14 protein-coding genes and 1 tRNA gene are annotated in these 12,634 nt (G+C 69.7%); 12 read left to right on the forward strand and 3 right to left on the reverse strand.

Annotated features, from left to right (window positions below; translation table 11 throughout):
* Positions 1-55 precede the first annotated feature (55 nt).
* The 3 genes from ACP4J3_RS07285 to ACP4J3_RS07295 all read left to right on the forward strand — a co-directional run bounded on the left by ACP4J3_RS07285 (position 56) and on the right by ACP4J3_RS07295 (position 3,258).
* Positions 56-1,498, forward strand: a complete 1,443-nt coding sequence (locus ACP4J3_RS07285) for an MFS transporter (protein WP_426531628.1) — start codon at positions 56-58, stop codon at positions 1,496-1,498.
* Between the two features lie 237 nt (positions 1,499-1,735).
* On the forward strand, positions 1,736-2,116 hold the full coding sequence (locus ACP4J3_RS07290; protein WP_426531630.1) for a DUF3291 domain-containing protein: 381 nt from the start codon (positions 1,736-1,738) through the stop codon (positions 2,114-2,116).
* An 86-nt stretch (positions 2,117-2,202) separates the two neighbouring features.
* The gene (locus tag ACP4J3_RS07295; protein WP_426531632.1) at positions 2,203-3,258 is read left to right on the forward strand and encodes a UDP-N-acetylmuramate dehydrogenase; all 1,056 of its coding nucleotides are present in this window, start codon (positions 2,203-2,205) and stop codon (positions 3,256-3,258) included.
* Positions 3,259-3,281: 23 nt separating this feature from the next.
* Here ACP4J3_RS07295 and ACP4J3_RS07300 read toward each other — a convergent pair whose 3' ends face one another.
* From ACP4J3_RS07300 to ACP4J3_RS07310, 3 genes are all read right to left on the reverse strand, one after another.
* The gene (locus tag ACP4J3_RS07300) at positions 3,282-3,533 is read right to left on the reverse strand and encodes an NAD(P)H-binding protein (RefSeq protein ID WP_426531634.1); all 252 of its coding nucleotides are present in this window, start codon (positions 3,531-3,533) and stop codon (positions 3,282-3,284) included.
* A 126-nt stretch (positions 3,534-3,659) separates the two neighbouring features.
* A complete protein-coding gene (locus ACP4J3_RS07305) occupies positions 3,660-4,694 on the reverse strand; it encodes an adenosine deaminase (protein ID WP_426531636.1) in 1,035 nt (344 codons plus the stop codon).
* Between the two features lie 136 nt (positions 4,695-4,830).
* The gene (locus ACP4J3_RS07310) at positions 4,831-6,057 is read right to left on the reverse strand and encodes a pyridoxal phosphate-dependent aminotransferase (protein ID WP_426531638.1); all 1,227 of its coding nucleotides are present in this window, start codon (positions 6,055-6,057) and stop codon (positions 4,831-4,833) included.
* A gap of 284 nt (positions 6,058-6,341) precedes the next feature.
* On the opposite strand from ACP4J3_RS07310, the gene ACP4J3_RS07315 reads away from it, so the two are divergent.
* From ACP4J3_RS07315 to rplL, 9 genes are all read left to right on the forward strand, one after another.
* A tRNA-Trp gene (locus ACP4J3_RS07315) sits at positions 6,342-6,414 on the forward strand.
* Between the two features lie 108 nt (positions 6,415-6,522).
* A complete protein-coding gene (gene secE / locus ACP4J3_RS07320; protein WP_426531640.1) occupies positions 6,523-6,807 on the forward strand; it encodes a preprotein translocase subunit SecE in 285 nt (94 codons plus the stop codon).
* A gap of 81 nt (positions 6,808-6,888) precedes the next feature.
* Positions 6,889-7,710 (forward strand): transcription termination/antitermination protein NusG, encoded by an 822-nt coding sequence (gene nusG, locus ACP4J3_RS07325; protein WP_426531642.1) that lies wholly within the window; start codon positions 6,889-6,891, stop codon positions 7,708-7,710.
* A 286-nt stretch (positions 7,711-7,996) separates the two neighbouring features.
* On the forward strand, positions 7,997-8,524 hold the full coding sequence (locus ACP4J3_RS07330) for a hypothetical protein (RefSeq protein ID WP_426531644.1): 528 nt from the start codon (positions 7,997-7,999) through the stop codon (positions 8,522-8,524).
* A gap of 226 nt (positions 8,525-8,750) precedes the next feature.
* Positions 8,751-9,185 (forward strand): 50S ribosomal protein L11, encoded by a 435-nt coding sequence (gene rplK, locus ACP4J3_RS07335; protein WP_028805116.1) that lies wholly within the window; start codon positions 8,751-8,753, stop codon positions 9,183-9,185.
* Between the two features lie 79 nt (positions 9,186-9,264).
* Positions 9,265-9,990, forward strand: coding sequence for a 50S ribosomal protein L1 (rplA, locus tag ACP4J3_RS07340; protein WP_194042022.1), 726 nt, complete (start codon positions 9,265-9,267; stop codon positions 9,988-9,990).
* Positions 9,991-10,119: 129 nt separating this feature from the next.
* Positions 10,120-10,932 carry a hypothetical protein gene (locus ACP4J3_RS07345; protein WP_426531646.1) on the forward strand — a complete coding sequence of 271 codons (813 nt, stop codon included), beginning with the start codon at positions 10,120-10,122 and terminating at the stop codon, positions 10,930-10,932.
* Between the two features lie 310 nt (positions 10,933-11,242).
* Positions 11,243-11,773, forward strand: a complete 531-nt coding sequence (rplJ, locus tag ACP4J3_RS07350) for a 50S ribosomal protein L10 (protein WP_426531648.1) — start codon at positions 11,243-11,245, stop codon at positions 11,771-11,773.
* Between the two features lie 106 nt (positions 11,774-11,879).
* Positions 11,880-12,266 (forward strand): 50S ribosomal protein L7/L12, encoded by a 387-nt coding sequence (gene rplL / locus ACP4J3_RS07355; protein WP_426531917.1) that lies wholly within the window; start codon positions 11,880-11,882, stop codon positions 12,264-12,266.
* The last annotated feature ends 368 nt before the right edge of the window (positions 12,267-12,634 follow it).

A 12,634-nucleotide genomic window follows, 5' to 3' on the forward strand; every position in this document is an offset into this window, starting at 1 on the left:
TGAAGTTAGTCATCAATAACTAACCGAAGCAGATGGCCACCTCTCTGGGGGAGAGATGTCACCGCAGACCGCACTTCGTGGAGGGCCCGTGTGGGCCCTCGTCATCACCAGCGTCGCCGGATTCATGGCCGCGCTCGACAACCTCGTCGTCACCACCGCACTGCCCTCCATCCGCGAGGACCTGGGCGGGGCGCTGCACGACCTGGAGTGGACGGTGAGTGCGTACACGCTCACCTTCGCCGTCCTGCTGATGTTCGGCGCGGCGCTCGGTGACCGCTTCGGCCGCCGTCGGCTCTTCCTCGTCGGCATCACGATCTTCACTGGCGCGTCCGCCGCCGCGGCCCTCGCGCCCGGCATCGACTCCCTGATCGCCGCCCGCGCGGTCCAGGGCGCCGGCGCGGCGGTCATGATGCCGCTGACGCTGACCCTGCTGACGGCGGCCGTGCCTGCGGACAGGCGCGGGATGGCGTACGGCATCTGGGGTGCCGTCAACGGGCTCGCGGTCGCGTCCGGGCCGCTCATCGGGGGCAGTCTCACCGAGCACATCTCCTGGCAGTGGATCTTCTGGCTGAACGTTCCGCTGGGCCTCGCCCTGCTGCCGCTCGCCCGTCTGCGCCTCGCCGAGTCCTACGGCACCGGCGCCCCGCTCGACATCCCCGGCACGCTGCTGGCCAGCGGCGGGCTCTTCGGGGTCGTGTACGGCCTGGTGCGCGGCCCCGCCGACGGCTGGACCGGGCACCTGGTCCTGACCGGCCTGTTCGCGGGAGGCGCGCTGCTCGTCGGGTTCGTCCTCTACAGCACCCGCGCCAAGAACCCGATGCTGCCGATGCGGCTGTTCCGCTCCCGCGCCTTCTCCGGGATCAACGCCGCGAGCATGCTCATGTACCTCGGCATGTTCGGGTCGATCTTCCTGCTCAGCCAGTACATGCAGGGCGTGCTCGGCTACTCGCCGACCGAGGCGGGGCTGCGCATGCTGCCGTGGACCGGCATGCCGATGCTCGTCGCGCCGATCGCAGGCATGCTCTCCGACCGCATCGGCGGCCGCCCGGTCGTCGCCACCGGCCTGTTCCTCCAGGCCGCAGGGCTCGCCTACATGGCGTCCGTGGTCACGGTCGACGTCTCCTACGCCGCCCAGTTGCCCGGCCTGATCATCAGCGGCGTCGGCATGGCCCTGTTCTTCGCTCCGGCCTCCCACCTGGTCATGTCCAGCGTCCGTACCTCGGAGCACGGCATCGCGTCCGGCGCCAACAACGCCCTGCGCGAGGTCGGCGGCGCGCTCGGCATCGCGGTCATGGGGTCGATCTTCGCCTCCCAGGGCGGCTACGAGACGGGCCAGACCTTCGTCGACGGCCTGCGGCCCGCCCTGGTCACCGGCGCCGCGGTGGTGACCCTCTCCGGTGTCGCGGCCCTGATCATCCCGGGGCGGCGGCATGGCGGCGTGGCGGTGAGCCCGGCCGAGCCGGCGGCGGAGCGTGTGCTGGAGGTGGCGGCGCGCTGAGTACGGCGAGCTGAGCCATCCAGGGCCGGGCCGGCAGGGCCCGACCCACTCCGGCCAGGCCCGGCTGAGCGTGGCCGTCCCGGCCGAGCCCGGCTGAGGCTGCAGCCCCGGGCCGAGCCTGCAGCCCCGGGCTGAGCCCGCAGTCCCGGCCGAGCCCGCCGAACCGATTCACCCCCTTTGACCGCACCGCCGACCACACCACCGACCGCCCCGGACCACCGGACCTGAGGAGCAGTCATGCCCACCCTTCCCTGGACCGTCCCGAACCCCGCGCCGCACCACACCGAGGTGCACGTCTTCGCCTCCCGCTTCGAGACCCGCACCCTTTGGGGAGCGCTCCGCTTCCTCGCCCGTACGCCGGGCGTGTGGCGCCAGGTGAGCCGGGCGCCCGGGGCGTACGGGGCCTCCCTGAAGGCGGAGCCGTTCAAGCGGACCTTCTGGACGCTGTCCGCCTGGGAGTCGCCCGCGGCGCTGAAGGACTTCGCCCGCTCCGGCACCCACGCCCCGACCTCGCGGGGCCTGTCCGCCCAGATGCGGGACGCGAAGTTCGCCACCTGGCAGGTCTCCAGCGACGAGCTCCCGCTCGACTGGACGGAGGCGTTCCGACGGCTGACCTGAACGGCACGCGCGCGTGGTGCGCGTCGCGGACCCGGCGCCCCGCACGGGTGCCGGGGCTGTCGGTGCCGTCTCGTAGTCTTGAGCGCGTGCAGGAACTCCACGACGCCCCCCTCGCCCCCTTCACCACCTTCCGGCTGGGCGGGCCCGCCACCCGTCTGGTCACGGCCACCACCGACGCCGAGGTGATCGACGTCGTGCGCGAGGCCGATGCCGAGGGGAGCCCGCTGCTGCTCATCGGCGGCGGATCGAACCTGGTCATCGGCGACAAGGGCTTCGCGGGCACCGCACTCGTCATCGCCACCAAGGGATTCGAGCTGGACGGCACCACGCTCGAACTGGCCGCCGGCGAGGTGTGGACCGACGCCGTCGCCCGCACCGTCGAGGCCGGGCTCGCCGGGATCGAGTGCCTCGCCGGAATCCCGGGCTCCGCGGGTGCCACGCCGATTCAGAACGTGGGCGCCTACGGCCAGGAGGTCTCCTCGACGATCACCGAGGTGATCGCCTACGACCGCCAGGCAGGCGAGACCGTGGTCATCGCGAACTCCGACTGCGCCTTCTCCTACCGCCACAGCCGCTTCAAGGCCGACCCCGAGCGTTACGTCGTCCTGCGCGTCCGCTTCCGGCTGGAGGACGCTGACGGGCTCTCCGCCCCCGTCAAGTACGCCGAGACGGCCCGTGCCCTCGGCGTCGAGGTCGGCGACCGCGTGCCCCTGGCCGCCGCTCGCGAGACCGTGCTGAAGCTGCGTACCGGGAAGGGCATGGTCCTGGACCCCGAGGACCACGACACCTGGTCGGCGGGGTCCTTCTTCACCAACCCGATCCTCACCGACGAGCAGTTCGCGGTGTTCCACGCGCGCGCGTGCGATCGGCTCGGCGACGGTGTGGAGCCGCCCGCCTACCCGGCGGGGGAGGGGCACACCAAGACCTCCGCGGCCTGGCTCATCGACAAGGCCGGCTTCACCAAGGGCTACGGCACCGGCCCCGCCCGCATCTCCACCAAGCACACCCTCGCCCTCACCAACCGCGGCGAAGCGACCACCGAGGACCTCCTCGCGCTCGCCCGCGAGGTCGTGGCCGGCGTGCGTGAGGCCTTCGGCATCACCCTGGTCAACGAGCCGGTGACGGTCGGAGTCAGCCTGTAGGCCGGGCCGGGCCAGTGGCCGGCCTACAGCAGGCCACGCCCAACTCCCTGCCGCAGCGTCGCCGGGTCGTCGACCATCGCCGGCATCGCGTGCGCCACGTCCGCCCGCCCGAGTCCGCCGCCCGATGAACCGCCCCTCGGGCGAAAACCGCCCACGGTGGTGCGATACGTGCCGGTGAGCGGCTCGTCCGGCGGACGCGGGGGTCGTACGACCGACCAGTCCATGGCGCTACGGGCCGCCACCTCGGCCTCCATCTCCCGCAGGTCGGCGCACACGTCCTTCCCACGCGACCAAGGAGACGGTGCGGCCGCCGGTGGACGAGTTCGCCGCCCGGCCGGCCCGCACCCTGCTCGCCGGCATCGCCGACTGATGTCGCCGGCGCCCAAGGACCGTCCGGCGGATCAGGACTGGGCGAGCCAGTCGTCCACCCCTGCCAGCAGCTTGCCCTTCACCGGCTCCGGTGCCGCCGACGCGCGCACCGACTGGCGGGCCAGTTCCGCCAACTCCTCGTCCGTGAAGGCGTGGTGGTGGCGCGCGATGTCGTACTGGGCGGCGAGGCGGGAGCCGAAGAGCAGGGGGTCGTCGGCGCCGAGGGCCATCGGGACGCCCGCCTCGTACAGGGTGCGCAGCGGGACGTCCTCGGGCTTCTCGTAGACGCCGAGGGCGACGTTCGACGCGGGGCACACCTCGCAGGTCACGCCCCTGTCCGCCAGCCGCTTCAGCAGCCGCGGGTCCTCCGCCGCCCGCACCCCGTGGCCGACCCGGTGCGCGTCCAGGTCGTCCAGGCAGTCCCGGACCGAGGACGGGCCGGTCAGCTCGCCGCCGTGCGGGGCCGACAGCAGGCCGCCCTCGCGGGCGATGTGGAAGGCGCGGTCGAAGTCCCGTGCCATGCCCCGGCGCTCGTCGTTCGACAGCCCGAAGCCGACCACGCCCCGGTCGGCGTACCGCACCGCCAGCCGCGCCAGCGTGCGGGCGTCCAGGGGGTGCTTCATCCGGTTCGCGGCGACCAGGACGCGCATCCCGAGCCCGGTGTCCCGCGACGCCGTCTGCACCGCGTCCAGGATGATCTCCAGCGCCGGGATCAGCCCGCCCAGCCTGGGCGCGTACGAGGTCGGATCGACCTGGATCTCCAGCCACCCCGAGCCGTCCCGCAGATCCTCCTCCGCGGCCTCCCGCACCAGCCGCTGGATGTCCTCCGGCTCCCTGAGACAGGATCGCGCCGCGTCGTACAGCCGCTGGAAGCGGAACCAGCCCCGCTCATCCGTCGCCCGCAGCCTCGGCGGCTCCCCGCTGACCAGTGCCTCGGTCAGCGCCTCGGGCAGCCGTACGCCGTACTTGTCGGCCAGTTCCAGGACTGTCCCCGGGCGCATCGACCCGGTGAAGTGCAGGTGCAGATGGGCTTTCGGCAGTTCAGAGACATCACGTACACGCTCCATTCCAGGATCCTGCCGCACGCCCCGCACGTCCCGGTAGCGCTTTCCCCGAACGTGGTCTTGCTCGCACGCGCGCACGACAAAGCGGGCCGTTCCCCTCGGGGGAACGGCCCGCCAACCTGCTCACGTGAGCAGGTGGTCAGTCCCTGGCCTCCGCCAGCAGCTTCTGGATACGGCTCACGCCCTCGACGAGATCCTCGTCACCGAGCGCGTACGACAGCCGCAGATAACCCGGCGTGCCGAAGGCCTCGCCCGGGACGACCGCGACCTCGGCCTCCTCCAGGATCAGCTCGGCCAGCTCGACGCTGCTCTGCGGGCGCTTGCCGCGGATCTCCTTGCCGAGCAGGGCGTTCACCGACGGGTACGCGTAGAAGGCGCCCTCGGGCTCCGGGCAGACCACGCCGTCGATCTCGTTGAGCATCCGCACGATCGTCTTTCGTCGGCGGTCGAAGGCCTCGCGCATCCTCGCGACGGCGTCCAGGTCACCGGAGACGGCGGCGATGGCGGCCGCCTGGGCCACGTTCGAGACGTTCGACGTCGCGTGGGACTGGAGGTTGGTCGCGGCCTTCACCACGTCCTTCGGACCGATGATCCAGCCGACCCGCCAGCCCGTCATGGCGTAGGTCTTGGCGACGCCGTTGACCACGACGCACTTGTCGCGCAGCTCGGGGAACAGGGCCGGCAGGGAGACCGAGGCGGCCTCGCCGTACACCAGGTGCTCGTAGATCTCGTCCGTCATCACCCACAGACCGTGCTCGACGGCCCAGCGGCCGATCGCCTCGGTCTCGGTCTCGGTGTAGACGGCGCCGGTCGGGTTGGACGGCGACACGAAGAGGACGACCTTCGTCTTCTCCGTGCGGGCCGCCTCGAGCTGCTCCACCGAGACGCGGTAGCCGGTCGTCTCGTCGGCGACGACCTCGACCGGGACACCGCCGGCCAGGCGGATCGACTCCGGGTACGTCGTCCAGTACGGCGCCGGGACGATGACCTCGTCGCCCGGGTCGAGGATCGCGGCGAAGGCCTCGTAGATGGCCTGCTTGCCGCCGTTGGTGACGAGGATCTGCGAGACGTCGGGCTCGTAGCCGGAGTCGCGCAGCGTCTTCGCGGCGATGGCGGCCTTCAGCTCCGGCAGACCGCCGGCCGGGGTGTAGCGGTGGTACTTCGGGTTCTTGCAGGCCTCGATGGCGGCCTCGACGATGTAGTCCGGGGTCGGGAAGTCGGGCTCGCCGGCGCCGAAGCCGATCACCGGACGCCCGGCGGCCTTGAGAGCCTTGGCCTTGGCGTCCACGGCGAGGGTGGCGGACTCGGAGATCGCGCCGACTCGGGCGGAGACCCGGCGCTCGGTGGGAGGGGTTGCAGCGCTCATGAGGCCCATCGTTTCAGACCGGAAACGCGGGCGGCACGCGGGTTTCACGGACTGAACATCGGTTGAACATCCGTCCGGATCGGGCCCGCGGCCTGCGCGATCTTGCGCCGTCGCGCCGCCCGTCCCCCGGCGATCTTTCGCGTATCAAGCCCTCATCGGCCACTTTCTGTTCGACGGCACGCCCAGGACCACGTACACTCTCACCTCGTTGGCCTTCAGCATGCCGCGGTCGCACGGTGCACAGCGAGCAGTCGTCCGGATGCGGTACGTTGGGGGACACACAAAGGGTCGTAGCTCAATTGGTAGAGCACTGGTCTCCAAAACCAGCGGTTGGGGGTTCAAGTCCCTCCGGCCCTGCTACACACTCCTTCGCCAGGATGTGTGCGCATGTACGTACAGCATTGCAACGCCGTGCGGCTCAGACCGGGCGCGGCACGGCCACGACCCGGGATCAGGTGAGGACGAATGGCGGACGCCGTGGGCTCCATCGACACGCCTGACGCCCAGGATGAGGCGCAGGAGAAGAAGAAGGCCCGCAAGGGCGGCAAGCGCGCGAAGAAGGGCCCGCTGAAGCGGCTCGCCCTCTTCTACCGGCAGATCGTTGCGGAGCTCCGCAAGGTTGTCTGGCCGACGCGTAACCAGTTGACGACCTACACCACTGTGGTGATCGTCTTCGTCGTCATCATGATCGGCTTGGTGACCGTGATGGACTATGGGCTCGACAACGCCGCCAAGTACGTCTTCGGCTGAGCCAAGAGCGAAGGGCGCCGTGGTTACCGGCGCCCCTTTTCGCATGTTCCACCCCTATGTATCCAGGAAGAAGCAGCCACCGTGTCTGACCAGAACCTGAACGACGCCATCGAGCAGCTCGGACAGGACGCCGAGTCCATGGAAGACAAGCTCGACATCGTCGAGGGCGCGGACGAGGACCAGGACGAGGTCGAGGCTGCCGACGCCGAGGCGGGCGAGCCGGCCGAGGAAGCCGCGTTGCACGCCGAGGACGAGGAAGAGGCCGCCGAGGAGGAGGCCGAGCCGGTCGACCCGATCGCCGCCCTGCGCGAGGAGCTGCGCACGCTGCCCGGCGAGTGGTACGTCATCCACACCTACGCCGGTTACGAGAACCGCGTGAAGACCAACCTGGAGCAGCGCGCCGTCTCGCTGAACGTCGAGGACTACATCTTCCAGGCCGAGGTGCCGCAGGAAGAGGTCGTCCAGATCAAGAACGGCGACCGCAAGACGATCAAGCAGAACAAGCTGCCGGGTTACGTCCTGGTCCGCATGGACCTGACCAACGAGTCCTGGGGCGTCGTCCGCAACACCCCCGGCGTCACCGGCTTCGTGGGCAACGCCTACGACCCGTACCCGCTGACCCTGGACGAGATCGTCAAGATGCTCGCCCCGGAGGCCGAGGAGAAGGCCGCCCGCGAGGCCGCCGAGGCCGAGGGCAAGCCGGCTCCGGCCCGCAAGGTCGAGGTCCAGGTGCTGGACTTCGAGGTCGGCGACTCGGTCACCGTCACCGACGGCCCGTTCGCCACGCTGCAGGCCACGATCAACGAGATCAACGCCGACTCGAAGAAGGTCAAGGGCCTGGTGGAGATCTTCGGTCGCGAGACCCCGGTCGAGCTGTCCTTCGACCAGATCCAGAAGAACTAAGCGCTGCAGCAGCCTTCGCAGAGGGCCTTCGAACGGCGGTTTCCGCTGGTCGAAGGCCCTTTTCTCGTATCCGGCGGGCCGTGCTGCCGACCGAGCCCCGATAAATGTGTGCTGCACCACAACCATCTGGCGCACCCGCTGGTCTGACTTGATGACCGAAACGCGCGGACAGCGCTCTTCCTGATGTTCTCCAGCTCTTTGTGGCGGTTTGCCCTGGGCTGCGCGCTGCCCGCGTCCGCCTTCGACACCCGCCGAGTCACACACCAAGAAGTGGGGGAACTTCCTCATGCGTGCTCGATCCATCCTGGTCATGGCGGCGGCGTCCGCCTGCGTCCTGCTGCCGGCGACGTCCGCGTCCGCCGGCACCGGTCCGGCCCCGTCGCCCGGCAAGCAGAACTCGACCGCCCGTTCGACCGCCCCGTCCGAGGCCGGCAACCCGCTCAGCGCCAAGGCGCGGGCGGCCGGCGTCTGCTCGGACGCCTACCAGATCGGCGCCACCGCGTACATCAACCGGGGCGGTGCGCACGTGGCCTCGGTGAAGCAGCTCTACTCGCCCAAGTGCCAGGCGAACTACGGCTACCTCTGGGTCTGGCAGAGCTTCCGCGACAAGGTCAAGGACTACGACGTCAGCACCGGCGTCTACAGCTACGCCCGTGACGAGGTCGTGGGGCAGGACTGGTGGAACGCCACCAACAGCCAGGAGTTCTGGTCCTTCCCCGCCGACACGGTCAAGGAGTGCACCTCGGCCATCGGCACGCTGCGCGCCCCCGGCGACCCGTTGCCGGGCCAGGCCGCCACGGCCAAGCGCTGCTGACCTCGCGCTGCCCTTGCCGAGCCCCGGCCGACGCGCGGCGGCCGGGGCCGGTCCTTGTCCGGGCGGTGGGCGGTCAGGTGCCTGAGCTGCCGGTTTTGGCCCTGACGCGTTACCCGTTATCGTTGTGCGGTATGCCTCCATCCGGATGATCCGGAAGCTCACCGCCCAAGGTGGCCAGCGGTACGGATGGCGGCGGAACACCTCTCACTAAGGACCCGGAGAGAGCATGCCTCCCAAGAAGAAGAAGGTCACGGGGCTCATCAAGCTCCAGATCCAGGCCGGTGCCGCCAACCCGGCTCCGCCGGTCGGCCCCGCGCTGGGTCAGCACGGCGTCAACATCATGGAGTTCTGCAAGGCCTACAACGCCGCGACCGAGTCGCAGCGCGGTTGGGTCATCCCGGTGGAGATCACGGTCTACGAGGACCGCTCCTTCACCTTCATCACCAAGACGCCGCCGGCCGCCAAGATGATCCTCAAGGCCGCGGGCGTGGAGAAGGGCTCCGGCGAGCCGCACAAGACCAAGGTCGCCAAGATCACCGAGGCGCAGGTCCGCGAGATCGCCACCACCAAGATGCCCGACCTCAACGCCAACGACCTGGACGCCGCCGCGAAGATCATCGCCGGCACCGCCCGTTCCATGGGCATCACGGTCGAGGGCTGACCTCAACCCCCCAAGCAGAAGTGAGTGGCGGGGCCTGCTCGGCCCGGACCACAACTCCTAAGACACCACAGGAGCAGTAGTGAGCAAGCGCAGCAAGTCTCTCCGCGCTGCGGACGCCAAGGTCGACCGGGACAAGCTCTACGCCCCGCTCGAGGCCGTCCGTCTCGCCAAGGAGACGTCCACGACCAAGTTCGACGGCACCGTCGAGGTCGCCTTCCGTCTGGGTGTCGACCCGCGTAAGGCCGACCAGATGGTCCGTGGCACCGTGAACCTTCCGCACGGCACCGGTAAGACCGCCCGGGTCCTGGTCTTCGCGACCGGTGACCGTGCCGAGGCCGCGCGTGCCGCGGGCGCCGACATCGTCGGTGCCGACGAGCTGATCGACGAGGTCTCGAAGGGCCGCCTGGACTTCGACGCCGTCGTCGCCACCCCGGACCTCATGGGCAAGGTCGGCCGCCTCGGCCGCGTCCTCGGCCCGCGTGGTCTGATGCCGAACCCGAAGACCGGCACCGTGACCCCGGACGTGGCCAAGGCCGTGACCGAGATCAAGGGCGGCAAGATCGAGTTCCGCGTCGACAAGCACTCGAACCTGCACTTCATCATCGGTAAGGCGTCCTTCGACGACACCAAGCTGGTGGAGAACTACGGCGCCGCGCTGGAGGAGATCCTCCGTCTGAAGCCGTCCGCCGCCAAGGGTCGCTACATCAAGAAGGCCGCCATCACCACCACGATGGGCCCCGGCATCCCGGTCGACCCGAACCGCACCCGCAACCTCCTCGTCGAGGAGGACCCGGCCGCGGTCTGAGCAAGCCGCTCACCAGGCTCGACGACGGGCCCCGCACCCCTTCCGGGTGCGGGGCCCGTCCCTGTTCTGCGGCCGTTTGCCGGTCCCCTGGGTTAGCGTGCAGTCACGGGATTCGCACAGGGGGGACGAATGACGAGCACGAGGGCGCGCCGGCCGGCGTTCTGGATCGCGCTGCCGACCGCGCTGACGGCCCTGGCCGCCTGCACCTCCTCCGACCAGCCCGAGGAGGACCGCCCGACGCCCTCCCGCGCCGTGACGGCCGCCCTGCGCACCGTGGAGCGCTCCACCGACCGGGCCGACTCCGCCCGGGTGACGTCCACGACCACCGTGGGCTCGGCGCTGTCCATGACAGCCCACGGCACCCTCGCCTGGGGCGACGGCCTCACCGGCACCCTGACGATCACGTACACGGGCGGCACCACGGCCGAGACGATGCGCCGGCTCGGCACCACGTCGATGGAGGCGCGCTACCTCCCCGACGCCTACTACGCCCGCATGGGCGAGGCCTTCGCCGAGAAGGCCGACGGCAGGCACTGGATCAAGTACGCCTACGACGACCTGAAGAACCTCGCCGGCAGCTCCGGAGCCGATCTCGCCGACCAGATGCGCGGCAACGCCCCGCACACCTCGGTGAAGCTGCTGCTGTCCGCCGCGGATGTGCGCAAGGTCGGCGAGGAGACGGTGAGCGGTGCGCACACCACGCGCTACTCCGGCACCGTGCGGGTGGAGGGCGCCACCCCACAGACCGTCGACATCTGGGTGGACGACCGGGACCTGCTGGTCAAGAAGGTCGAGAAGGGCCGCACGGCCACGGGGGCGCTGACCCAGACCGCGTACTACAGCGACTACGGCGTGAAGACCGCGGTCCGCAAGCCGCCGGAGGGGGACACGGCTGACCTCAAGGACCTGCTGAAGCGAGGGGCACTCGACGGCACGTCGTGAGCACGGCCGGACGGGAGCTGAGCGCCGTAAGGGTCGATTTGCTTGACGGCGACAGCGTCCCGTACTCTCTACAGAAGCCAAAGACCGCTGGTCGTTGCCGTGCGCTCGCGAGAGGGCGCGGTGGCCGAAGGATCCGCTGACAATGCGGACGGCCCGCGCAGGTGACAGTGGAAGAACTCCCGGAGTGTGTACGTCCAAGTGCGCACAACCGGTCGAGTCCGCCCCGAGCGCCTGCGCCGGGGCGTTTCGTTTTCCCCAGTCCTCCTTCGGGTCCGCGCGGTCCGAATCACCCGGAAGGAGGCCGAGGCTCATGGCGAGGCCTGACAAGGTCGATGCCGTTGAGGAGATGCGGGACAAGTTCCGCAACTCCAACGGCGCCGTCATCACCGCGTACACCGGTCTCACCGTGGCGCAGCTCCAGCAGCTGCGTCGTTCACTCGGTGAGAACGCTCATTACCGTGTGGCGAAGAACACCCTGACCAAGATTGCGGCCAACGAGGCCGGGATCACCGCGATCGACGATCTCTTCTCGGGCTCGTCGGCCGTCGCCTTCGTGACCGGTGACCCGGTCGAGGCGGCGAAGGGTCTTCGTGACTTCGCCAAGGACAACCCGAATCTCGTCATCAAGGGCGGTGTCCTTGACGGCAAGGCGCTGTCCGCCGACGAAATCAAGAAGCTTGCGGACCTCGAGTCCCGCGAGGTTCTGCTCGCCAAGCTGGCGGGCGCCCTGAAGGGCAAGCAGACGCAGGCTGCTCAGGTCTTTCAGGCGCTCCCGTCGAAGCTCGTCCGCACCGTGGACGCGCTTCGCGCCAAGCAGGACGAGCAGGGCGGTGCCGAGTAATTCGGCTCGCATCATGACCGCCGCCTGAGGCGGAGGTCGTAGCGGGCCAACGTACGCCCGCCAGACATGTACATCCGGCACCTGCCGAATTAGTGGAAGGAAAGCCATCGTGGCTCTCACCCAGGACGAACTGCTCGCCGAGTTCGAGGGCATGACCCTCATCCAGCTCTCCGAGTTCGTGAAGGCGTTCGAGAAGAAGTTCGACGTCACCGCTGCCGCCGCCGCGGTCGCCGTTGCCGCTCCGGGTGCCCCGGGCGCCCCGGTCGAGGCCGAGCCGGAGAAGGACGAGTTCGACGTCATCCTCACCGGCGCCGGCGACAAGAAGATCCAGGTCATCAAGGTCGTGCGTGAGCTGACCTCGCTGGGTCTGAAGGAGGCCAAGGACCTCGTGGACGGCGCCCCGAAGCCCGTTCTCGAGAAGGTCGCCAAGGACGCCGCGGACAAGGCCAAGGAGTCCCTCGAGGGCGCCGGCGCCTCCGTCGAGGTCAAGTAAGACCTCTCGCGGTCGGCTACGACCGTCGCGTGCTGAACGCAGCCCGCTGAGGCTGTAACGCAGTCGCATCGAGGAGCGATCATCCATTCGGGTGGTCGCTCTTCGGCGTTCCTGGGGGCGCGGCCAGGGTTGCCTTGCGCCCGCTTCGGCGGGGGGTATGGTGATCTTCATCGTGTCTCCGGGCCGTCCTGGGTTCGGGCATGGGGGCCTTGACGAACCGCACGCAGCGCGCAATTCTCAGGACGCGTCGTCACAAGGATCCGAATCCGAGGCATGGATCGGCGACGAAGAGGGCAGTATCAACGTGCATTGAGGGCAGCAGGCATGCCGAGGGCGTTGAGGACAACGAGGGTCGCGAAAAACCCGCA

It is taken from the genome of Streptomyces sp. UG1 (assembly GCF_049974585.1).
Classification (GTDB): Bacteria; Actinomycetota; Actinomycetes; order Streptomycetales; family Streptomycetaceae; genus Streptomyces.

What these genes read in the sequence shown, in the direction of transcription:
- ACP4J3_RS07290 (WP_426531630.1), top strand. Translation starts at nt 1,736, where the DNA reads ATGCCCACCCTTCCCTGGACCGTCCCGAACCCCGCGCCGCACCACACC.
- ACP4J3_RS07305 (WP_426531636.1), bottom strand. Translation starts at nt 4,694, where the DNA reads ATGGAGCGTGTACGTGATGTCTCTGAACTGCCGAAAGCCCATCTGCAC.
- ACP4J3_RS07330 (WP_426531644.1), top strand. Translation starts at nt 7,997, where the DNA reads ATGCGTGCTCGATCCATCCTGGTCATGGCGGCGGCGTCCGCCTGCGTC.
- ACP4J3_RS07345 (WP_426531646.1), top strand. Translation starts at nt 10,120, where the DNA reads ATGACGAGCACGAGGGCGCGCCGGCCGGCGTTCTGGATCGCGCTGCCG.
- ACP4J3_RS07310 (WP_426531638.1), bottom strand. Translation starts at nt 6,057, where the DNA reads ATGAGCGCTGCAACCCCTCCCACCGAGCGCCGGGTCTCCGCCCGAGTC.
- secE (WP_426531640.1), top strand. Translation starts at nt 6,523, where the DNA reads ATGGCGGACGCCGTGGGCTCCATCGACACGCCTGACGCCCAGGATGAG.
- rplJ (WP_426531648.1), top strand. Translation starts at nt 11,243, where the DNA reads ATGGCGAGGCCTGACAAGGTCGATGCCGTTGAGGAGATGCGGGACAAG.
- ACP4J3_RS07285 (WP_426531628.1), top strand. Translation starts at nt 56, where the DNA reads ATGTCACCGCAGACCGCACTTCGTGGAGGGCCCGTGTGGGCCCTCGTC.
- rplK (WP_028805116.1), top strand. Translation starts at nt 8,751, where the DNA reads ATGCCTCCCAAGAAGAAGAAGGTCACGGGGCTCATCAAGCTCCAGATC.